Annotated in this window: 21 protein-coding genes; 10 read left to right on the plus strand and 11 right to left on the minus strand. The window is 57.0% G+C overall.

What is annotated here, in order from left to right; genetic code table 11:
* Nucleotides 1–13 precede the first annotated feature (13 nt).
* Together serB and Q1A43_RS16805 are read right to left on the minus strand one after the other, a co-directional pair.
* Nucleotides 14–883, minus strand: a complete 870-nt coding sequence (gene serB, locus Q1A43_RS16800; RefSeq protein ID WP_299937085.1) for a phosphoserine phosphatase SerB — start codon at nucleotides 881–883, stop codon at nucleotides 14–16.
* 139 nt (nucleotides 884–1,022) lie between these two features.
* Entirely contained in the window at nucleotides 1,023–2,681 is a 1,659-nt protein-coding gene (locus tag Q1A43_RS16805) for a DNA polymerase Y family protein (protein WP_299937087.1), read from the minus strand.
* Nucleotides 2,682–2,781: 100 nt separating this feature from the next.
* On the opposite strand from Q1A43_RS16805, the gene Q1A43_RS16810 reads away from it, so the two are divergent.
* Nucleotides 2,782–3,219, plus strand: a complete 438-nt coding sequence (locus tag Q1A43_RS16810; protein ID WP_299922877.1) for a cytochrome c — start codon at nucleotides 2,782–2,784, stop codon at nucleotides 3,217–3,219.
* A gap of 28 nt (nucleotides 3,220–3,247) precedes the next feature.
* On the opposite strand, the gene Q1A43_RS16815 is transcribed toward Q1A43_RS16810, so the two are convergent.
* Together Q1A43_RS16815 and Q1A43_RS16820 are read right to left on the minus strand one after the other, a co-directional pair.
* On the minus strand, nucleotides 3,248–4,105 hold the full coding sequence (locus Q1A43_RS16815) for an SDR family oxidoreductase (protein WP_299937090.1): 858 nt from the start codon (nucleotides 4,103–4,105) through the stop codon (nucleotides 3,248–3,250).
* A 19-nt stretch (nucleotides 4,106–4,124) separates the two neighbouring features.
* A complete protein-coding gene (locus Q1A43_RS16820) occupies nucleotides 4,125–4,691 on the minus strand; it encodes a TetR/AcrR family transcriptional regulator (RefSeq protein ID WP_299937092.1) in 567 nt (188 codons plus the stop codon).
* 145 nt (nucleotides 4,692–4,836) lie between these two features.
* On the opposite strand from Q1A43_RS16820, the gene Q1A43_RS16825 reads away from it, so the two are divergent.
* Together Q1A43_RS16825 and Q1A43_RS16830 are read left to right on the plus strand one after the other, a co-directional pair.
* Nucleotides 4,837–5,949: an S-(hydroxymethyl)glutathione dehydrogenase/class III alcohol dehydrogenase gene (locus Q1A43_RS16825; protein ID WP_299922883.1), complete on the plus strand. Its 1,113-nt coding sequence runs from the start codon at nucleotides 4,837–4,839 to the stop codon at nucleotides 5,947–5,949.
* 81 nt (nucleotides 5,950–6,030) lie between these two features.
* Nucleotides 6,031–6,519: an N-acetyltransferase gene (locus tag Q1A43_RS16830; RefSeq protein ID WP_299922885.1), complete on the plus strand. Its 489-nt coding sequence runs from the start codon at nucleotides 6,031–6,033 to the stop codon at nucleotides 6,517–6,519.
* 3 nt (nucleotides 6,520–6,522) lie between these two features.
* On the opposite strand, the gene Q1A43_RS16835 is transcribed toward Q1A43_RS16830, so the two are convergent.
* Together Q1A43_RS16835 and Q1A43_RS16840 are read right to left on the minus strand one after the other, a co-directional pair.
* Nucleotides 6,523–7,500: a DUF3137 domain-containing protein gene (locus Q1A43_RS16835; protein WP_299937095.1), complete on the minus strand. Its 978-nt coding sequence runs from the start codon at nucleotides 7,498–7,500 to the stop codon at nucleotides 6,523–6,525.
* Between the two features lie 81 nt (nucleotides 7,501–7,581).
* A complete protein-coding gene (locus tag Q1A43_RS16840) occupies nucleotides 7,582–8,508 on the minus strand; it encodes an AEC family transporter (RefSeq protein WP_299922889.1) in 927 nt (308 codons plus the stop codon).
* Between the two features lie 110 nt (nucleotides 8,509–8,618).
* Here Q1A43_RS16840 and Q1A43_RS16845 point away from each other — a divergent pair, with 110 nt between their 5' ends.
* The 6 genes from Q1A43_RS16845 (at nucleotide 8,619) to Q1A43_RS16870 (ending at nucleotide 13,960) form a co-directional block, all read left to right on the plus strand.
* Nucleotides 8,619–9,509, plus strand: a complete 891-nt coding sequence (locus Q1A43_RS16845; protein WP_299937098.1) for a CPBP family intramembrane glutamic endopeptidase — start codon at nucleotides 8,619–8,621, stop codon at nucleotides 9,507–9,509.
* Nucleotides 9,510–9,585: 76 nt separating this feature from the next.
* A complete protein-coding gene (gene accD, locus Q1A43_RS16850; RefSeq protein WP_299922893.1) occupies nucleotides 9,586–10,506 on the plus strand; it encodes an acetyl-CoA carboxylase, carboxyltransferase subunit beta in 921 nt (306 codons plus the stop codon).
* Nucleotides 10,503–11,777 (plus strand): folylpolyglutamate synthase/dihydrofolate synthase family protein, encoded by a 1,275-nt coding sequence (locus Q1A43_RS16855; protein WP_299937101.1) that lies wholly within the window; start codon nucleotides 10,503–10,505, stop codon nucleotides 11,775–11,777. Before accD ends, Q1A43_RS16855 begins: the two co-directional genes overlap by 4 nt.
* A 130-nt stretch (nucleotides 11,778–11,907) precedes the next feature.
* A complete protein-coding gene (locus Q1A43_RS16860; RefSeq protein ID WP_299922896.1) occupies nucleotides 11,908–12,480 on the plus strand; it encodes a rhodanese-like domain-containing protein in 573 nt (190 codons plus the stop codon).
* A 16-nt stretch (nucleotides 12,481–12,496) separates the two neighbouring features.
* A complete protein-coding gene (locus Q1A43_RS16865; protein ID WP_299937103.1) occupies nucleotides 12,497–13,075 on the plus strand; it encodes a LysM peptidoglycan-binding domain-containing protein in 579 nt (192 codons plus the stop codon).
* Nucleotides 13,076–13,282: 207 nt separating this feature from the next.
* Nucleotides 13,283–13,960 (plus strand): LysM peptidoglycan-binding domain-containing protein, encoded by a 678-nt coding sequence (locus Q1A43_RS16870; RefSeq protein WP_299922900.1) that lies wholly within the window; start codon nucleotides 13,283–13,285, stop codon nucleotides 13,958–13,960.
* 88 nt (nucleotides 13,961–14,048) lie between these two features.
* Here Q1A43_RS16870 and zapE read toward each other — a convergent pair whose 3' ends face one another.
* Nucleotides 14,049–15,119, minus strand: a complete 1,071-nt coding sequence (gene zapE, locus Q1A43_RS16875) for a cell division protein ZapE (protein ID WP_299937105.1) — start codon at nucleotides 15,117–15,119, stop codon at nucleotides 14,049–14,051.
* A gap of 139 nt (nucleotides 15,120–15,258) precedes the next feature.
* On the opposite strand from zapE, the gene Q1A43_RS16880 reads away from it, so the two are divergent.
* Complete coding sequence (locus tag Q1A43_RS16880) at nucleotides 15,259–16,497, plus strand: MFS transporter (protein WP_299937361.1); 1,239 nt, start codon at nucleotides 15,259–15,261, stop codon at nucleotides 16,495–16,497.
* On the opposite strand, the gene Q1A43_RS16885 is transcribed toward Q1A43_RS16880, so the two are convergent.
* From Q1A43_RS16885 to Q1A43_RS16900, 4 genes are read right to left on the minus strand one after another with little or no spacing between them, the layout of a single operon-like run.
* A complete protein-coding gene (locus tag Q1A43_RS16885) occupies nucleotides 16,494–17,399 on the minus strand; it encodes an alpha/beta hydrolase (protein ID WP_299937107.1) in 906 nt (301 codons plus the stop codon). The genes Q1A43_RS16880 and Q1A43_RS16885 overlap by 4 nt on opposite strands.
* Nucleotides 17,396–18,304 carry an ornithine cyclodeaminase gene (locus Q1A43_RS16890; RefSeq protein ID WP_299937110.1) on the minus strand — a complete coding sequence of 303 codons (909 nt, stop codon included), beginning with the start codon at nucleotides 18,302–18,304 and terminating at the stop codon, nucleotides 17,396–17,398. Before Q1A43_RS16890 ends, Q1A43_RS16885 begins: the two co-directional genes overlap by 4 nt.
* Nucleotides 18,301–18,921: an HAD family phosphatase gene (locus Q1A43_RS16895; RefSeq protein ID WP_299922908.1), complete on the minus strand. Its 621-nt coding sequence runs from the start codon at nucleotides 18,919–18,921 to the stop codon at nucleotides 18,301–18,303. Before Q1A43_RS16895 ends, Q1A43_RS16890 begins: the two co-directional genes overlap by 4 nt.
* Entirely contained in the window at nucleotides 18,918–19,385 is a 468-nt protein-coding gene (locus Q1A43_RS16900) for a YaiI/YqxD family protein (protein ID WP_299922910.1), read from the minus strand. Before Q1A43_RS16900 ends, Q1A43_RS16895 begins: the two co-directional genes overlap by 4 nt.
* Nucleotides 19,386–19,425 lie beyond the last annotated feature (40 nt).

Consider the following 19,425-nt stretch of genomic DNA (forward strand, 5'->3'; position numbering starts at 1 on the left):
TTACCGCTTGGACTTATTCAGAAACAAATTCGGCCTTTGGGTAGCCTTGCAGGTACAATAGCGCAGTTAGATCACCGTGATTGACCCGCAATGCACATTCCGCTTGCACGCTTGGTTTGGCATGTAGGGCCACGCCAAACCCGGCACGTGTCAACATGCCAAGGTCATTTGCTCCGTCGCCCACGGCCACGACATCGGCTTCGCTGATGCCGAGACGCGCGGTGATTTCCTCTAGCGCCTGCACTTTGGCCTCGCGTCCCAAAATCGGCAGGCCAACCTTGCCGGTTAATTTGCCGTCCTCGATCAACAAGCTGTTGGCGCGGTTTTCGTCAAACCCCAAAAGATCTGACACACGTGAGGTAAAAGCAGTGAACCCGCCCGACACCAGCGCGGCATAGCCGCCTTGGGCTTTCATGGTTGCCAAAAGGGTTTTGCCGCCGGGCATCAGGGTGATGCGGTTCTCAACCACGGTGTCGATGACACTTTCAGGCAAGTCTTTGAGCAAGGCGACCCGCTCGGTCAGCGCGCCATCAAAATCCAACTCGCCGTTCATGGCGCGGGCGGTGATGTCTTTGACAAAGGCCCCGACGCCGGCTTCTTCGGCCAACTCGTCGATGCATTCCTGTTGGATCATGGTGCTGTCCATATCGGCCAAGACCATGCGTTTCTTGCGATTGTCGTCAGGGAGGATGTTGAGATCGACCTGATCGACGAGCGAGGCGCGGACGTCGTCGACGTTGTCAGGGATGGCTGCCAGCGGAAATTCCGCCGCTTCGTCCATAGCCAGCCATGTCGCGACACCGCCGCCCCAGGCATTGCGCAGGTTGTCCACAAGGGCCGGGTCAAGGTGGCCGGGCTTAGCAATGAGCGAGACGATGGGCATGATGGTTTCCTCTGGGCGCGATTGCGGCGGGTTTTGGCACGGGGATGCCTGCTTGGCTAGGTGTGCGGGGGAGAGGGGCGAAAATTTTTGCAAAAATTTTGCGCCCAGACGCGCGGTTTGGTTGCTATCGCCATGGATGTTAGGAAAAGGACCCTTGGCAAAACCATCCCGAGGACATCGTCCCGCCATGGGCATAATAGAGCCAGAGCCGATCCCCGTGATCGGTGACAACGCGCCAATAATCCCGTGGACCGCTGCGCCAAGCCGGTTCGTCGAGCCACCATTCGGGGGCAATACGTTCGGGTCCCTTGGCGGTCAGCGTTTCAAAGGGTCGCCCGCGCCAGTGAAAGTGTTTGGGCGGGGTGGCCGTGTCCGGGGCGGTGACGGCTTCGGCTGGCCACATCAACAAGGGGCGCGGGGTTGGCGGTTCTGGCCAGTCCTGAGCCGGATCAGACCAGGCTGCCGCCAGAACGGTGGCGCATTTTTCCGGGATATGGCTGCTGGCGGGATGTTTGCGGGTGATGGCATCCATGCCGATCCGTGCCCCAATCCGCCCCAGTAAATCCTCCAGAGCCGCGCCTTGATCCTTGCGCTGTTTGCCACGGGCAGCGGCCACCGCGTGCCCGGCCATCCGCCTGTCTTGCATCGCGTCATGGCCCGTGGCCTCAAGGCGCAACATATCAATGCCGGGTCCGGCCTCGATCTCCGACAGTTTCATCCGCAAGAGAGGCATCAGCCGGTGTGTGTCACAGCTGGCCACAGCGGCGCTGACCTGTTGCCACTCCATTTGCCCGTCACAGCGGTGCGCTTCGATCCGCAATGTCCGCGCCCCACGCCCCTTGGCTTTTAGCTTGGTGCAGAGTTGATCGAGCATCCGGGCCAGCCCGGCGGCGACATCCTCTTCCAACCCGATCGGTTCGGGAAAGGAGAGCCGTACCGAAAAGCGTTCGGGCGGTTTGGCGGGGGATATGGGTTCCGGGGCGCTGCCAATCGCCTGATCCATCTTGTCCACCAGACCCCGACCAAAGCGCCGTGCCAATCCGGCGCGGGGTTGGCCAATCAAATCACCGACCCGACGCAGGCCCAGCCGGTTGAGCTGATCGACCAGTTGCGGATCGATCCGTAGCGCCGCCACCGGCAGGGGCGACATGACCTGCCATGTTTTGCCCACCGGGGCGATGCGATCTTGCAAGGATGGTGCGGTTCCATTGCGCGGAGCGGCGCCACCGCGGGTCCAATGTCGTCGCTTGCCGGCCCGCGAGCGCGTGGCGCGTGCCTCTTGGTCGATGGCATCGCCTGAGCGATGTGATACCCCGCCATCTTGTGCCGTAAACCGGGCCAAGGCCCATGCGGCCCCCAAGGTGTCGGCGATCCCCAATCGCACCGACAGCCCAAGATCGGCGCAATCTTGGGCGACCTGTTCGGCAAGCTGCTCTTCGCCGCCAAACAGGTGCGCGCAGCCGGTAAGGTCAATCACCAGCGCGTCGGGGGGCGCGGCGGCTACCCATGGCGAAAACTTGCCTGCCCAGCGATGCAACACGCCCAGAAACACCGCTTCTTGCCGTTCATTTTGGGGGCGGGTGATCAGCTCTCCGCACATGGCATAGGCATCGCGCAGCGGTTGGCGCAGGTGTAGCCCCAGCTTGGAGGCATCAGAGGAGAGCGAGGATAAAACCTGTGCCTGCCCCTCGTCGCGCACCACGGCCAGAGGCAAGCCCAGCAGATGCGGTTCGGCGCGGATCAGCCGTTGCGCACCAAGGCGCGGAAACCAGAGGGAGAGGATACGTCGATGGGGCATCAGATTCGCAAATTGTTCACTATTTGTTCTAGCGCGTCGCAAAGCTGTGAGTCGAGTCCGTGTTCAGATTGGGGTAGAGGGGGGAGGAGGGAGAAATGACATGCGATTCACCAAAACACTGACCCTGCTCTGTCTTGGGCTAGGCACCGCCGCTTTGGCACATGGCGGTGTTAAAAACCAAGCAGTCATGGAGCGGATGACTTTGATGACAGACATCAAAGAGGCGATGGCCGTGCTTGGCAATATGGCCAAGGGCAAAACGCCCCACGACGCAGCCCAGGCCGAGAAAGCGCGCAACGCGCTGGCCAAACATGCCGCTCAGATTCCGGAGCTTTTTGAAACACCCGCCAGTGATCCAAAGTCCGAAGCACGCCCAGATATTTGGTTGGATTGGCCTGATTTCATGGCCAAAGCAGGGGCGATGGAAGAGGCGGCAAAAGCGCTTGATCCAACAAACCTTGAGGCATTGCGCGCCGGGATGGGCGCGCTGGGCGGGTCCTGTTCGGGATGCCACAAGCCCTATCGGATCGAAAAATAGCCGGGTAAGGGGCACAGGCCCCCGCCCTTTATTCCCCGAGGAATTGGGACACAATTTTGGCCTGAAGCTTGGTGCCATCGGGGTCGAGGCCCGTTTTCAACTGGCATAACTCTTCACCCCAATCCGAGGTGCGGGTGCGCACCGGGGGGTGTTCGGCGGCGACAACGCCCATCACAACCGCCGCGACCTCATCCGGGGTTTGATAGACGTCCCCACCTTGCCGCGACGTCGCCCCAGCAATGTATTGCTGTAGAATTGGGGTGTATTCGTCATCCAACATGCCGCCAGAGGCCTCGATCTGTTTCAGGGCCGAGTTGGCAAATTCGGAGACGATGCCACCGGGCTCAACCGTGGTGAAATTGATGCCAAAGCTCGGGGTAATATAGGCGGCCATGGCCTCCATATAGCCTTCGACACCAAATTTCGCGCCGCAGTAGATTTCGTTGAACGGCTGGCCAACAAGCCCGCCAACCGACCCAATGGTGATCACATGCCCGGCGCGCGCCTTGCGCATATGCGGCATCACGGCTTTGGTACAGCGCACCACGCCCATGAAATTCACGTCCATCACCCAAGCAATGTCGTCCTCGGTGGCTTGTTCAGTCGAGCGCACATAGCCCGCCCCGGCGTTGTTGATTAACGTGTCAATCCGACCTTCCTTGGCGATGATTTCATCAACGGCGGCGGTGATGGTGGCGCTGTCTTGGACATCAAGCGCCAACAGGTTTAGCGAGACTCCTGCCTTTGTCGCAGCGGTATCCAAGGCGTCACGCTTGGCCAAATTGCGCATGGTGGCGTAAACCGTATGGCCCGCCAGAGCGGATTGAACAGCGAGTGAAATTCCCAGGCCGGTTGAGCAGCCCGTGATTAGGATAACTTTGGTCATGTTCGTGTCCTTGAAAACGTTAGGCGCGTAGGCCTAACCAAAGGGTTTCAAAAGTTGTTTCAATTTCGGCCGGGTCGGCTGTGCCTCCGGCAAGAGCATGGCGGCGAGCAAGCGACAAAGCCGGCCCCATGAGCAGGTCAATTGCCATCGTCAAAGGGATTGGGCGCATGGTCCCGTCATCCAGAGCTTTTTGGATCAACCCACTTACTTCGTCCTGAAGCGGTGCAATTTCGGCGCGCTGGGCGTTGGTCAGAAGTTGCGCAGCCCCGGCATATTCGAGGAAAAGCAATTCTTGTGGGCGCGCCTGAATAAAGGCAAAGAAGTTTGTCCAAAGCTGGCGGATCACTTGATCAGACGGGACATCGCCAACCCGCATCAAGTCACCATGATAGCGGTGTTTGATCTGCAAGTAGGTCTGTTGCAACATGTCTTCTTTGCTCTCAAAGCGATTATACAAAGTCCCGGCCGAGACCTTGGCCCGTTTGGCAATCGGCAACATCGCAACCGCACCGATGCCTTTTTCGGCAGTCTCGGCAACGATCGCATCATGAATGCGTTTGGACGTTTCGCCTTGGTCTTTTGGCATGGGTTGGGTGCACCTAGAATCAGTAATGAATATTCATTACTCTGATTATTGGCGCAAGCGCAACAGATGACGTCGCGTTTCAATCTTGCGCCAAACCGGCGAAACGCGCAGTGTCAAATCAACGAATTCCGACAGGAGAGACATGATGCGGACACGTGCAGCGGTTGCGCTTGAGGCGGGAAAACCCCTCGAAGTGATGGAAGTGAACCTAGAGGGGCCAAAGGCCGGTGAGGTTTTGGTCGAAATCAAAGCCACCGGCATTTGTCATACCGATGAATTCACCCTGTCCGGGGCCGACCCAGAAGGCATGTTCCCGGCCATTCTTGGCCACGAAGGCGCAGGCGTTGTTTTGGAAGTCGGCGAGGGTGTGACATCGCTTAAACCCGGTGATCACGTGATCCCGCTTTACACGCCGGAATGCCGCGAATGCGAATACTGCCTGTCTGGCAAAACCAACCTGTGTCAGGCGATCCGCGCGACACAAGGCAAAGGCGTTATGCCCGACGGAACCACACGGTTCAGCATGTTGGATGGCACGCCGATCCTGCACTACATGGGCTGTTCGACCTTTGCCAATCACACGGTGTTGCCCGAAATTGCATTGGCCAAAGTTCGCGAGGACGCACCATTTGACAAGATTTGCTACATCGGATGTGGCGTGACCACGGGGATCGGCGCGGTCATCAACACCGCCAAAGCCGAGATCGGGTGCCGCGCGGTTGTCTTTGGTCTGGGGGGGATCGGTCTCAACGTGATCCAGGGCCTGCGCCTTGCCGGTGCAGATCAGATCGTTGGCGTTGATCTTAATGACGACAAAAAGGCCATGGCCGAGCATTTTGGCATGACGGATTTTGTGAATCCTAAAAACGTGGACGGGGACATGGTTGCCCATCTGGTCGAACTGACCGGAGGTGGCGCAGACTATTCCTTTGACGCGACGGGCAATGTTGAGGTCATGCGCACCGCGCTTGAATGCGCGCACAAAGGTTGGGGCGAAAGTATCATCATTGGCGTGGCCGCCGCCGGTGCAGAGATTTCGACACGTCCGTTCCAATTGGTTACAGGGCGGGTTTGGAAGGGCACGGCCTTTGGTGGGGCCAAGGGGCGCACCGATGTTCCACGCATTGTGGATTGGTACATGGATGGCAAGATCGAAATCGATCCGATGATCACGCATACGCTATCTTTGGATGACATCAACAAAGGGTTCGACCTGATGCATGCGGGCGAAAGCATCCGCAGTGTGGTGGTCTTTTAATTAACTCTAAAGTGTGATGACCCTATTGGCGCGGTCTCTTAATCAGAGGCCGCGCTTTTGAGTTTATTTGGCGAGATGAAGATGACGGTTGCGATACGTTCTTATGAACCGCGTGATGCTGCGGCAGTGTTGGAAATAATTGCGCCGGTGTTTCAGGCCGGAGACACCTATGCCATCGACACGGATATGAGCGCCGAGCAGACGCTGGACTATTGGGCAGGCGGTGAAAAACACGTGTTTGTGGCCGAAGAGGACGGTGTTTTGCTAGGCACCTATTACGTTGTGCGCAACTTCAAGGGTGCGGGTAGCCATGTGTGCAATTGCGGTTACATCACCGCCGCCGCGGCGCGAGGCAAAGGTGTGGCGCGGGCGATGCTTGCCCACAGTCTGGTTACGGCCAAAGATCTTGGGTTTCGCGCGATGCAGTATAATTCCGTCATCGCCACAAACACCCGCGCCATCGACACATGGGAGCGGGCGGGTTTTGATGTGGTTGGGCGTTTGCCCGAGGCATTTAACCACCCCGAGCATGGGTTTGTTGACGCCTTGGTCATGTACCGGATGCTGTGATTTTTAGGTTTTGAGCAGGGTGATGATCCGCTTGACCAGTGAGAAATCCTCAAACACTTTGTTGATCTCGGTGCTAATCCCATCCAAGGGTTCATGCACGCCGGGCATCCGCAGAAACGGACGGCTGCGATCCAGCGCCAAAAGAAAATCGCGCCCATCAAAGGCCGCGCGCATCCCCTTTGGGCCGCCATCGGCGGTTGCGGCAATTTCCATAAGGTTGTCGAGGAAAGCACCCGGCAAATAGTCCAATGCCGCTTGGGCGTCGTCAGCATGCAATTCAAAGTGCCGCTCAAACTCCGGATGGTTGGTTTCAACCCGGGGCATGCCGCGCCCTTTGTTGCCCGAAAACATGCCGGCAAAGGTGTTTCCAACCTTGCCGTAATCACGGGTGATGAGAATACGGGTTGGCGAAGGGCTAGGTAGGTCGATCCGAAACAGCAGCCCTTTGAACACGGTCGAGGTGTTGCTGTCCCCATCTGAGTCAGTTGAGGTTTCGGTTAGCCTTGCCTCAACCATCGCATAGCGCACCCCATCCTGGGTGCCTTCGATCCGGTCTTCGAGGTAATCATCGTCATAGGAGCCAACGAGCTTGAGCTCTTTAAAACGACCAAGGGAGAAGCCTTTTTGAGCGTGGCGATCATATTGCGTGTCCCCCAAAAAATCACAAACCACCGGCATGATCAGATTGTTGACTGTTCCGGAATAGCCTCGGGTGGCTTTGCTCTTGGCCAATCCGGCCACGAATAGCCCGATGGCCAAACTGCCAATCACGGCGAAGAGCTGGTAATCATGGTCGCGAAGTAGGACATAAGCACCGATCGCGAACGCTATCCCAATCCCCATGATCAACCAAAACTTGCGTCGACCAGTGTCATGCATATGTTGGCGCTGGCCTTCGAGCATGTTCAGCTCTGGTTCGATGCGGTCGTAAAAAACTTCGGCGAACCCGGTCTCGATTGGGGATTTTTCGATATAATCCATGGTGGCAATGTCCCTGTCGTCAAAAAATACCTGAAAACCTAGCCGTGGCGGGCCCATCTGTCAGGGCAGAGATTCCTGACCCTAGACCGACACGGCAGAAATGATTGTGCTGACGGTTAGGATGCTGACGGCGGTCGAAACCAATATGGCGGCAGACACACGTTGCGGGGCGACGCCGTAGTGCTGGGCAAGGATAAAGACGTTGCCTGCAACCGGCAAAGCAGCGGCGGAAATTGCAACCGAGGCGGGGTAGGGATCAACCCGGAAAAACATATAGGCCGCGCAGGCGACAAACAGCGGATGCAAGATCAGTTTGGCAAAGCTAAGCCAAGCGGCCACATGAATGCGTTCGGCGGACTTGCTGGCCAAGGATGCGCCAATAGCAAAAAGCGCGCCGGGGGTGGCTGCATTGCCCAAGGTTGTCAGGAAGGAATTCACCACCTCGGGAATCTGCACTCCGGTTGCTGAGACGCATAGCCCAAGCGAGATTGACACAATCATCGGGTTTTTGAGTAAGCCGACACCAACTGTCTTTAGAACGGCCAGCTTGGAACGCCCTTCGCGGGACCCGGTGACAAGAATGACCAATAGCGAGGAAAACACGATCAAATCGATCGACAGGATCAAGATGATCGGGCCGATGGCCTCTTGGCCAAGTAGCAATGCCAACATCGGCACGCCAAGAAAACCGGTGTTGCCAATGGCCCCAACTTGCGCCTCAATCGCCGCCGTGGGCGTGTCGAGGCCGCGCCAAAAGGCGACAAACATCACCACACCGTAAACGAACCCGGTCCCCCACAAATAGGCGGCGGCCAAGCGCGGTTCGAAGATTTCAGAAAGCGACAGGTTGGCGGAAAAGCGGAACAGCATCGCCGAGAGCGCAAAATAGAACACGAATTTGGTCAGATGCGCGGTCGCGACTTCATCAAAGAATTTGCTCCGTGCTGCGCCATAGCCCAACCCGATCAACCCGAAAAACGGCAGTGTTTTGAGCAAAACCTCGATCATATTCGGTTGGTAGCATGCCTGTGCGTCGCGTCAATCGGTGGTGGTGCAGACAAACGTTGACAGCGGCCCCCTTGTGACGATCATGCAGCCACGGTCGAAAGAGTAATGCAATGAAATACGCCCCGTATGAGCGTTTGGTAATGCCCGCCCGGCCCTCTGCCGGGCTTGGGCGCTTGGCTATTGGCATTATTGTCATTGCATTTGTGCATTTCGCTTTAATTCAAGGGGTGTTTGCGGTTCTGCGCGCACTGATGTCCGCCGAAGGATATTTTGATCTTGTGAGCAGCATCCAACGCGCCGACACCGCCACGGCTTTGTTGGCCGTGTTGATTTTGACCGGAAGCATGGGGCTAGGTGCCATCGTCGCGAGCGAAATGGTTCATGGTCGTAGTTTCGCCAGCCTGATTGGGCCGCGAATGGCCATGTTGCGTCAATTCAAGTTGGTCTTGCGTCCTTTGGCTATTTTGCTGGCGATTTCGCTTTTGCTGCTCACTTTGGTCGGTGGGCGGGATCTCTTGCCCGGCGTGCCGTTTGGCACTTGGATGCAACTTTTGCCGCTGACCGTTTTGGCGCTGCTGATCCAAACCGGAGCCGAGGAGCTGGTCTTTCGCGGGTATCTACAATCGCAATTGGCGGCGCGCTTTGGCAATCCGGCCGTTTGGATTTTTGTGCCGTCTCTGATCTTTGCAGTTCTTCACTATCAGCCCGAGGTCTATGGCGAAAACGCCCGATTCTTTGTGATTTGGTCGTTTCTTTTTGGTGTGCTGGCCGCCGATCTAACGGCGCGCACCGGCACGTTAGGCCCGGCCATCGCCATTCATTTTGCCAACAATTTTACCGCGCTGGCACTTGTGTCGCTCAAGGGGGACATGTCCGGCCTTGCGCTATGGCAACTGCCCTATGGCCCCGAAGCCGTGGCCGCCATTCGCGCCCATATGCCGGGGGAATTCCTGTTTTTGGTGATTTATTGGCTTGCGGCCCGTCTGGCCTTGCGCGTGTGATTGCATTTTGTCGCAGTGAGGCTTAAGTCAGGCCAAATCGCCTTTTGGCATAAGACACAATTCGGCAGGGTGCCTCATGAACTGGATCTCCAACTACGTCCGTCCTCGCATCAACTCGATCTTTTCGCGCCGCGAAGTGCCCGAAAACCTTTGGTCGAAATGCGGTGAATGCGGCACCATGTTGTTCCATCGCGAAATCAGCGACAACCTGAATGTCTGCTCAAATTGCGACCACCACATGCACATCACACCGCGTGATCGTTTTCTGGCGCTCTTTGATGGCGGCGTGTTCAACGAAGTCGACGTGCCTGAACCCATCGCCGACCCGCTGCAGTTCAGGGATCAAAAGAAGTATCCCGAACGCATGAAGGCGGCGCAGAAAAAGACCGGCGAAAAAGAAGCGATGCTTGTCGCGACCGGAGACATTGGCCGCACGCCCATTGTGGCCGCAGCACAGGACTTTAGCTTTATGGGCGGGTCGATGGGCATGTATGTCGGCAACGCGATTGTCGCCGGTGCCGAAGAGGCCGCGCGCCTTGGCCGCCCGTTCATCCTGTTTTCCGCCGCTGGTGGCGCACGCATGCAAGAGGGTATTCTTGGCCTGATGCAGATGCCGCGTACGACCGTCGCGTTGCAAATTCTCAAAGAAAAGAACCTGCCTTACATCGTGGTTCTGACCCATCCGACCACGGGGGGCGTGACCGCGTCGTATGCAATGTTGGGTGACGTTCAGATTTCTGAACCCAACGCTTTGATCGGCTTTGCCGGGGCGCGTGTGATTGAACAAACCATCGGCGAAAAACTCCCCGAAGGGTTCCAGCGCGCCGAATACCTTTTGGAACACGGCATGTTGGACCGCGTCACCGATCGCCGTGCCCTGCGCGACGAGTTGATCGTGATTTGCCGCATGTTGATGAAGCAAACGCCGCCCACATGGGGCGATTTGCCGGCCCCCGGTCCCGAAGATCAAATCGAAAATCAGGCCGATAAAAAATGAGCCAAGCCAAGTCGGACATCATTCTGGATCGGATGATGGCACTTCATCCCAAAGTGATGGATTTGGTGTTGGACCGAGTTTGGCGGCTTTTGGCGGCTTTGGATCATCCTGAAAACGATTTGCCACCGGTCATTCATTTGGCCGGGACAAATGGCAAAGGGTCGACACAGGCGATGATCCGCGCTGGGCTTGAGGCGGCGGGCAAACGCGTGCATGCCTATACGTCGCCGCATTTGGCGCGGTTTCATGAACGCATTCGCTTGGCAGGAGAGCTGATTTCCGAAGAGGCCCTGACTGCTATTCTTGATGAATGCTACGCCGCCAATGGTGGTGAACAGATCACCTATTTCGAAATCACGACTTGTGCTGGGCTTTTGGCCATGGCGCGTACCCCTGCTGATTTCACGCTTTTGGAAACCGGGTTGGGCGGGCGTTTGGACGCGACCAATGTGGTGGAAAAGCCCGAGATGACGGTGATCACACCGATCTCGATTGACCATGAGCAGTTTCTTGGAAACACCTTGGCCAAGATCGCCGGTGAAAAAGCAGGCATCATCAAGCGCGGTGTTCCCTGCGTTGTTGGCCCTCAGCCTGACGAGGCGCTTGAGGTGATCGAAGCCCGCGCGCAAGCGCTGGGTGCGCCGCTTATAGCGCATGGTCAGCATTGGCATGTCTACGAAGAGCGTGGCCACTTGATATATCAGGATGAACGCGGGTTGCTTGATCTGCCATTGCCGAACCTACCCGGCGCGCATCAGTATCAAAACGCCGGAGCGGCCTTGGCCGTTTTGCGCCACCTTGATTTCGGTGAGACGGCGTATGAGGGGGCAATGACCGACGCCTATTGGCCTGCTCGCATGCAACGCCTGCGCGAAGGGCCTTTGGTTGAAATTGCACCGGATGTTGAATTGTGGCTAGACGGCGGGCACAACCCGGCAGCGGGCGAAGCCCTAGCCAAGCATTTGGCTGGATTGCCCGAGCGCCCGACCTATCTCATTTGCGGGATGCTCAATACCAAGGATGCGACGGGATACATGCGCCCCTTGGCGGCGCAGGCGCAACAGTTGACGGCGATTTCTATCCCCGGCGAGGCCAACACATTGCCCGCCGACGAAACGGCAAAGATGGCGCGCAGCGTCGGCATGACTGCGGAAACAGCGGATGATGTCACTCAGGCTTTGGCAGATATTGCAGCGTCAAACCCATCTGCACGGGTTCTGATCTGCGGCTCTTTGTACCTTGCGGGGCACGTTCTACGCGAAATCGGCTGAAATATGGCGGTTTCACTGGGAAATGACCCTTGTGTTCGGCCCCTGCATATTGACTGATTCGCACCTCGTGCCCTATATTTTGGAATAAGTATAACAAGTGACGGTCAAAAAACCGTCAGAGGACGAGCAGATGAACCATGGTCTTTTACTGACCGCAGTTGCCGCGATTGCGCTGGCTCTGCCGGTTAGCGCGCAAGACAGCCGTATTTCTGAAGACCGCGACCGGTTTCAGATGACGGTGAATGGTGCGTCTATCTCCATTACCCGGTCGGGCGTTGCCTGCCCCCCTGCCTGTTTGCAGCCCATGCAGGCCGCGCCGGGTGTTGTCACCATTGGCGAACTTGAAATGCTCGATTTCCTTGAGCTGTTTGTCGCGGGGGGCTCTGGCCTTTTGGTCGATACGCGCCTGCCCGAAGGCTACGCCGTTGGCACTATTCCTGGGGCTGTTAACGTCCCATCCGCAACATTGCGTCCTGGCAACCCTTATCGGGATGACTTGTTGAACGCTTTGGGGGTGCGCAACGGTGATTTTTCCGGTGCCTTTGATTTGGTTGTTTTCGGGACTGGCTCGGATGATCCAGAGGCTGCTGAATCTGTGCGCAGCCTACTTGAGGCCGGATATCCGGCAACCAAGCTAAAGTATTACCGCGGTGGCTTGAACGCGTGGGTGGGCCTTGGCCTAAGCACGGCGGCAAGTCGATGAGCGCGAGGAGTGAATTATGATTAGAATGGTTTTGTTGGCTCTCGGATTTGTCGTCGTAACGGTGGCATTGGTCGTGCTACAACCGGGGGCGGGGCGCCGCGCCGCGGACGAACCAATGCCGGAACCTATGGTTACACGCGCCGAACCGGCGCTCACCGCGAGCGAGCCAGTTCCCCAATCTGACACTTTGCTAACTCAGCAAATGCCACCAGCGGTCCTAGCGCCGCAACGTCCTGTTGCGATGGCCCTTCAGCAGGGTGATCTTGACGATCAGTCGCTGCGCAAAATGACGTGGCAAACCCTGTCTAGCTTGAACCACGCCACCGGGCGGGAAAGCGCGCCGGGTCAGCCGGGTAGCCTCTTGCACACGATTGTGCGCCGTTCATTGGATGAAACCCCGGTCGCGACATCAGCGCCTGCGGCGTCGGCTTCTGATATCTATGTTGTTCAAACCGGCGATAGCTTGGTTTCCATTGCCGAAAAGATTTACGGCGACGTCAACATGACCGGGCCTCTTTTCGCCGCCAACCAAGCTATTCTGAGCCGACCAGACGATTTGCGGGCCGGTCAGACGCTGGTTTTGCCTGCGAAATAGACCGCAACCCCTTGTGGTTGTTTACCTGTGCCATTCCTAGCACTTGACGAGCGTACTAAATGTTGACGCCGTTCAGGTGATTCGCCTATAACAAAGGAAATCGCTGAAAGCTGCCACTTTCAAAACGCGGTTCTTTGGGGGAATACACATGGTTTCGCAACGCTTCGCCGGCCAATCCGGCAACGCGCCCAGCCTTTGGGGGCGCGCATGATCCGGCTTATCGCTTTGTCATTTGGCACGGTCACTATGATCGGTGCTGTCCTTTGGGGCTTGGATGATCGATCCGGCACAGGGGACCGAGAGCTGAACGAAGTCAGCCGGTCAGAACCCGCAACCCTTAGCCTGCAGCCTGCTCTGGTGCAGTCGGGTGTTGTTCTGAACCAACCGGTTGCAACTGCTCCGACACCGGTACCCGTTGTTGCAGCCCTTGAAGTTGAAGTTGCGAAAATTCCACCTGTGCGCCCCGTTGCGCGCCCAGCCAATCTACGTCCCGCGCCCGCACCGACACCGGTTATTGTGCCTGTTCCCAAAGCCGCGGCCCCCAAGCCCGCGATCAAGGACGATGCCGTCACGGCCATGAGCTATGGCATCATCGGCGCGTTTCAGGCGCAGGGTGAAATTATGACGGGCAAGCCGATGGCTGCACCGCAATCGGCGGAACGGATCAAGGCCTTGGCCGATGAACAAACCGCTGCTGTCACCGCACCCAAAGCCAATGTGCGCACCTATACGGTTAAAGAGGGTGATAGCCTGCCAGGTATCGCGTTCCGCTTTTACGGCACAACGGTCGCCTACTTGCAAATCCTCAACGCAAACCAAGACGTTTTGGCCAATCCCGGCGATCTAACCGCAGGCATGACCCTGCGCATTCCGGAAACGAATTAAGAGATAATAAACCAGGCAGACAATAGCCAACGAGCAGTCTTCAGGGTCCTTCGGGACCCTGATTTTTTATCTGGCATCCGTTTTGGCGCTATTTGGCAAAGGCTTTGGCACCCCAGTCCGCACTTTGCATTTCGCGCAACCGGCTGGCGGTGCGTTCGAATTCAAAGCTTCCCGACCCTTCGACATAGAGCATCTCGGGGCGTGCGGCGGCAGAAGCAATCAGGCAAACGCCGCCTTCGTACAAAGCATCAATCAAGGTCACAAAACGCTTGGCCTCGTTGAAATTACGACGACTTAGTTGCGGAATGTCTTCGATGATTAGAACCCGGACGTTTTCCGCCAATTTTAGGTAGTCACCCGGGCCTAGCATTTTGCCACAGAGATCAAAAAACGGCGCACGGGCAACGCCGTTGTGATATCGCGGAAGCTCAACTTCGCGCCCCTTCACATGCAGCGTTAGCGGTTCTTCAAGCCCATGGGTCAACTCTTCCCAAAGCGTGTCAATGTCGGCCCGTGAAGCCGCATTCGCAGGGGTGAAATAGACCTGAGCCCCTTGGAGCCGATCCTGACGATGGTCCTTTTCAGAGATCAGTTCCTTGACCACCATTTTGTCTTTGAGCTGTTCAATGAACGGCAAGAACAGCTGACGGTTCAGCCCGTCTTTATAAAGGTCATCGGGAATGCGGTTTGAGGTGGTTACAACCACACAGCCAGCTGCGAACAGTTGTTCGAACAAGCGCCCAACAATCATGGCATCGGTGATGTCGGTGATCTGCATTTCGTCAAAGGCCAAAACACGAACCGCATCGCTAACCGCCTTGGCAACGGGTTTGATTGGATCTTCGACGCCGTCTGAGCGCAGACGGTGCATTTCGGTGTGAATTTCCTGCATGAAAGCGTGGAAATGCACCCGGCGCGCCGGGACATCTAGCGCATCGACAAACAAATCCATCAACATGGACTTGCCGCGCCCAACACCACCCCAAAGGTACAAGCCTTTTGGCGGCTCCGGTGCTTTTCGGAAAAATCCGCGTTTGACGGGTTTGGCCAATTCGTCACGAATGCGTTCCAACTCGGGCAAGGCCGCGAGCTGCGCGTCGTCGCTTTTGAGGGTGCCAGCGGCTACGCGGGCGTCGTAAATATCATGTAGGCTCGTCATAGGGCGGGCTTATCCAAAGTTGCGCCCAAAGTGTAGAGGACAAAGACGCATAAAATATCCTTATGCGATGCATGAAATAATTCGATTTGACCAGATTCCATCTGTTCTGCATCTTGCGTCGGCTAGAGGAGCGACAATGATGCAAACCCGTACCCCATTATTTACCCCCGTCCTTTTGGTAGGGTGCGTCATCATCCTTGTGTCCTTTGCGGTCCGAGCTAGCTTTGGCGTTTTCCAGATTCCTATCGCTGAGGAATTCGGGTGGATGCGGGCCGAGTTCAGCCTTGCCATCGCCATTCAAAACCTTGCTTGGGGGATCGGACAACCGTTCTTTGGCGCGATTGCGGAAAAGGTTGGGGACCGCAAAGCCATCATTTTAGGTGCGGTGATCTATGCCGCCGGGTTGGTGTTGTCGAGCGCGGCTGTAACGCCAGAAGCCCACCAAATGTATGAAATTCTTGTTGGCTTTGGCATCGCAGGAACAGGTTTTGGCGTGATCCTAGCGGTTGTTGGGCGCGCCAGTAGCGATGAAAACCGCTCCATGAGCCTTGCCATCGCAACGGCGGCGGGTAGCGCGGGCCAGATTTTCGGCGCGCCGGTCGCGGAATGGCTTTTGAGCGCTATGCCGTGGCAGCAAGTTTTCCTCGTTTTTGCCGCTGCGATCCTGTCGGTGCTGCTGTTGCTGCCGCTTATGCGCGCCCCTGCGGCCAGCAAACAAGAATTGCAAGAAAGCATGGGGGCCATACTGGGCAAAGCGGTGCGCGATCCGTCCTTTACCTTGATCTTTCTGGGCTTTTTCAGCTGCGGCTATCAGCTGGCCTTTGTCACAGCGCACTTTCCCGCCTTTGTTCGCGAAATGTGTGGCCCGATTATGGCGGGCGGCCTGTTGGACAGCATTGGCATTTCCACGACCTCCATGCTTGGGGCGGTCTCGCTTTCGTTTATCGGCGTGTTCAATATCATTGGCACGTTGTCGGCTGGCTGGCTTGGCAATCGCTATTCCAAGAAATACCTGCTGGCCGGGATCTACACCCTGCGTACCATTGTTGCCGCGGTCTTCATCCTCATGCCAATCACCCCAACAAGCGTCATCATCTTTTCGGCGGCTATGGGAGCGTTGTGGCTGGCAACGGTTCCGTTGACATCGGGGTTGGTCGCGCATCTGTATGGGCTGCGCTACATGGGCACCCTCTATGGTATCGTTTTCCTGTCTCACCAGATTGGCGGGTTCTTGGGCGTTTGGCTGGGCGGTCGGATGTACGACATCTATGGCGACTACACCTTGGTTTGGTGGATTGGGGTTGGCGTTGGGGCGTTTAGCGCGCTGGTTCACCTTCCGATCAAAGAGAACCGAGAGCCAACCGCGCAACCGGCCTAGTAGCCATCCGCCAGCGCGTCGGCGATTTCAACGGCGTGGGTATGGGGTAACCCATGCCCGGCCCCGTCAATCACAACCTGACGGGCGTTGCGGTTCCACTGAGTAAGTGTCCCCAAGGCCCGTAACGGAATAACAGTATCTTCCCGTCCCCAGATCGCTGTTACCGGCACGTTGGTTTGGGCCAACTTGCGGTGTGTTGCCTCTTGCTTGTGACGAAGCGTGCCACGCAGAGACGATAGAACCGAGCCAACAAACCCACGTGTTCCAAGCTCGGCCAATTGTTCGTCCAAAATGCTGACCGCTTTGGTGCCGCTTTCGGCGTCGCGTTTTAGGCTGTCGCTCATGTGGCGGGGATAGATCAGGTGAAAGGCCCAATCCCCGAGTAAAGGCGTCGCCATGGCCCAGCGTGTGGGACGGTCTGCAACCGATGTCATGCCCGCTGGGGCCAACAAAATCACCTCGCGAAACCGGTGTGGGTTTTGCGCGGCGAGGTGTGTGGCGATCACGCCACCCATCGAATAGCCAATGAGCGTGATGTCATTGGCAATGTCTTGATTGGCCATCAGCTCATTAAATTGCTTGGCGAAAAAATCTGGGGTCTGGCGGGCTTTGGGAGTTGATGAAGAACCACGCCCATAGAGGTCATAGGTCAACACTCGATAGCCCATCAAAACCAACTCTTGTGCCAACTCGTCAAACACGACTGATGGTGTGGACAAGCCATGTACACAAACCGCGACGGGGGCACCGGGATCGCCATACCATCGGTAGCGCGTCGCCCCCTGCGACAGTTGCGCCATAGGGGTGGCTTTGGGTTTGGGTTGGCGTTTTAGCTCTCGGTAAACCGGCAGGGCTCCGGCGCTAAACAAACCTGCGGCAACGACCAACCAAACAAACATCATACGGCGTTCCAACTATCCAGAATATAGCGGCTCACCATCAGGTCGAGATGCGCCCCGCCACCGTTTTTAAACAGAGTGATTTCGTCATCACTGGTTCGCTTAAAACCGTCGATATTGTAGTAATCTGCCAACACTTGATCGCGTGTGATCGCCCCCGTTGATAGCGGAGTTTTCAACTCGCCGATATGCTCGATCGTGGTGTCAAAGCTATCAACAAAAATGCGGGCGCGTTGCAATGCGCTATCATCGGCCTCACGCATATCTGGGCGATAGGCCCCAATTAAATCCAAATGCGTCCCGGGTTGGAGCCATTCACCGCGAATAAAAGGTTCTGACGCCATGGTGGCCGATGTCACAATGTCCGCCTCACCAATCGCGGTTTCAAGATCGGGTGCCCAATCCAGCCCCAGATCATCGGCCATCGCTTTACCCGAACCTTCGGAGCGGTTCCAAAGCATGAAAGACGCCTGCGGGAAGGCGGCAGAATAGGCGGCGTGCAGGGACCGGCCAACGGTCCCCGCCCCAACGATCAAGATGCGCTTGCTATTGGGGCGCGCCAGTTTGCGGGCCGCCAAAAGGCTATCTCCGGCGGTTTTCCATTTGGTCACCAGATGGAAATCGACCACGGCCTCAAGGCCCCCATGGCTATCGGAAAACAAGTTCACCGCACCATTGACCATTGGGTCGCCCTTGGCGGGATTGCCCGGAAAGATCGTTGCCGCCTTGACCGCCAACCCCAACCCATCAATCCACGCCGACCGGTTTAGCAAAGTGTCTTTGCCCCGGTACAAAAGCGTATCGGTTATCTCGGCTTTGGGAAGGGTGTGCCCGGCTTCAAGTGCGTCGGTCAAGGCGATCCAATTTAGCTTGGCTTCACCTTCGGCAAAGGGGATGAAGGTGATCATGTGGCTTGCTCCGGTGTCAAAAGCCCCTTGGCGACAAGACAATCGGCCCAACCTTGGGGCCCGTCGAAATGATGCACTTGCCATCCACGCGCTAGGGCGGCATTGATATTGTCGATCCGATCATCGGTGAACAACAACGCGGCGGGATCAAGACCACAGTCATCCTCGACCATTTCGTAAATACGTGCCTCGGGTTTGATCACTCCCATGTGCCCCGAGACATAGGCGTGATCGAATTCGTTGAGGAACTCATAGACCGGTGTCGCAATGGCCCATGTGCCGATGCCGAAATTGGTCAGCGCCAGAACCTTGATCCCTTGGGCGCGCAACTGACGCAAAAGGCGGACCGATTGCGGGATGGCGGGTTTGGCCAGTTCCAACCAATCATCGTGCCACATGCGAATTTCATCGCGAAACTCAGGGTATTCTTCGGCGGTAGCATAGATCGTGTCACGAAAATCCGCACCGCGATCGACCTGATCATTCATGCCATGCAAATCGACGGCGGCAAACATGGCGCGGCGGCGTTCTTCGCCAACTTTGGCATCGTAATACCGTTCGGGCTGCCATTCGATCAACACGTTGCCAATGTCGAAAATCACTGCTTCGGGTTTCATATCCCTGCCTCTTTCTTTGCCGCCCTGAGCGCACGTTCCAACGCATCCAAGAAGCGTGAACGATCCGCCTTGGAAAAGCTTTTGCCGCCGCCCTGACGGAACGGATCGGCGGAGCGCAGATCAGCCATCAGGTCACGCATCGCAAGCTGTTGCCCGATATTGGCCTGGGTCAGAGAGGAGCCATCGTGGCGCAAAACCTGTGCACCAGCCTCCACACATTTCGCCGCCAAGGGCATGTCGGACGTCACCACAACGTCGCCCTTTCCGGCGCGTTCGGCGATCCACATATCGGCCACATCCGGGCCATCGGGGACGATCACCGTTTCAACCAACGGATTGGCAGGCGGGCGCAATCCACCATTTGATACCAGCTTCATCGGGACCTTGTGGCGGGTGGTCACCCGCTCGGCCTCGGCTTTGACCGGGCAGGCGTCAGCATCAATATATAGGGTTGTTTGGGTCATCAATTTATCCGGTAACGCGGCCACGCCCAAGGACACATGC

The sequence above is a fragment of the uncultured Pelagimonas sp. genome (assembly GCF_947498515.1).
GTDB lineage: Bacteria > Pseudomonadota > Alphaproteobacteria > Rhodobacterales > Rhodobacteraceae > Pelagimonas.

What these genes read in the sequence shown, in the direction of transcription:
- Q1A43_RS16870 (WP_299922900.1), top strand. Translation starts at nt 13,283, where the DNA reads ATGATCCGGCTTATCGCTTTGTCATTTGGCACGGTCACTATGATCGGT.
- zapE (WP_299937105.1), bottom strand. Translation starts at nt 15,119, where the DNA reads ATGACGAGCCTACATGATATTTACGACGCCCGCGTAGCCGCTGGCACC.
- Q1A43_RS16805 (WP_299937087.1), bottom strand. Translation starts at nt 2,681, where the DNA reads ATGCCCCATCGACGTATCCTCTCCCTCTGGTTTCCGCGCCTTGGTGCG.
- accD (WP_299922893.1), top strand. Translation starts at nt 9,586, where the DNA reads ATGAACTGGATCTCCAACTACGTCCGTCCTCGCATCAACTCGATCTTT.
- Q1A43_RS16895 (WP_299922908.1), bottom strand. Translation starts at nt 18,921, where the DNA reads ATGAAACCCGAAGCAGTGATTTTCGACATTGGCAACGTGTTGATCGAA.
- Q1A43_RS16825 (WP_299922883.1), top strand. Translation starts at nt 4,837, where the DNA reads ATGCGGACACGTGCAGCGGTTGCGCTTGAGGCGGGAAAACCCCTCGAA.
- Q1A43_RS16820 (WP_299937092.1), bottom strand. Translation starts at nt 4,691, where the DNA reads ATGCCAAAAGACCAAGGCGAAACGTCCAAACGCATTCATGATGCGATC.
- Q1A43_RS16840 (WP_299922889.1), bottom strand. Translation starts at nt 8,508, where the DNA reads ATGATCGAGGTTTTGCTCAAAACACTGCCGTTTTTCGGGTTGATCGGG.
- Q1A43_RS16835 (WP_299937095.1), bottom strand. Translation starts at nt 7,500, where the DNA reads ATGGATTATATCGAAAAATCCCCAATCGAGACCGGGTTCGCCGAAGTT.
- Q1A43_RS16900 (WP_299922910.1), bottom strand. Translation starts at nt 19,385, where the DNA reads ATGACCCAAACAACCCTATATATTGATGCTGACGCCTGCCCGGTCAAA.
- Q1A43_RS16815 (WP_299937090.1), bottom strand. Translation starts at nt 4,105, where the DNA reads ATGACCAAAGTTATCCTAATCACGGGCTGCTCAACCGGCCTGGGAATT.
- Q1A43_RS16865 (WP_299937103.1), top strand. Translation starts at nt 12,497, where the DNA reads ATGATTAGAATGGTTTTGTTGGCTCTCGGATTTGTCGTCGTAACGGTG.
- Q1A43_RS16830 (WP_299922885.1), top strand. Translation starts at nt 6,031, where the DNA reads ATGACGGTTGCGATACGTTCTTATGAACCGCGTGATGCTGCGGCAGTG.
- Q1A43_RS16860 (WP_299922896.1), top strand. Translation starts at nt 11,908, where the DNA reads ATGAACCATGGTCTTTTACTGACCGCAGTTGCCGCGATTGCGCTGGCT.
- Q1A43_RS16810 (WP_299922877.1), top strand. Translation starts at nt 2,782, where the DNA reads ATGCGATTCACCAAAACACTGACCCTGCTCTGTCTTGGGCTAGGCACC.
- serB (WP_299937085.1), bottom strand. Translation starts at nt 883, where the DNA reads ATGCCCATCGTCTCGCTCATTGCTAAGCCCGGCCACCTTGACCCGGCC.
- Q1A43_RS16890 (WP_299937110.1), bottom strand. Translation starts at nt 18,304, where the DNA reads ATGATCACCTTCATCCCCTTTGCCGAAGGTGAAGCCAAGCTAAATTGG.
- Q1A43_RS16845 (WP_299937098.1), top strand. Translation starts at nt 8,619, where the DNA reads ATGAAATACGCCCCGTATGAGCGTTTGGTAATGCCCGCCCGGCCCTCT.
- Q1A43_RS16885 (WP_299937107.1), bottom strand. Translation starts at nt 17,399, where the DNA reads ATGATGTTTGTTTGGTTGGTCGTTGCCGCAGGTTTGTTTAGCGCCGGA.
- Q1A43_RS16880 (WP_299937361.1), top strand. Translation starts at nt 15,259, where the DNA reads ATGCAAACCCGTACCCCATTATTTACCCCCGTCCTTTTGGTAGGGTGC.
- Q1A43_RS16855 (WP_299937101.1), top strand. Translation starts at nt 10,503, where the DNA reads ATGAGCCAAGCCAAGTCGGACATCATTCTGGATCGGATGATGGCACTT.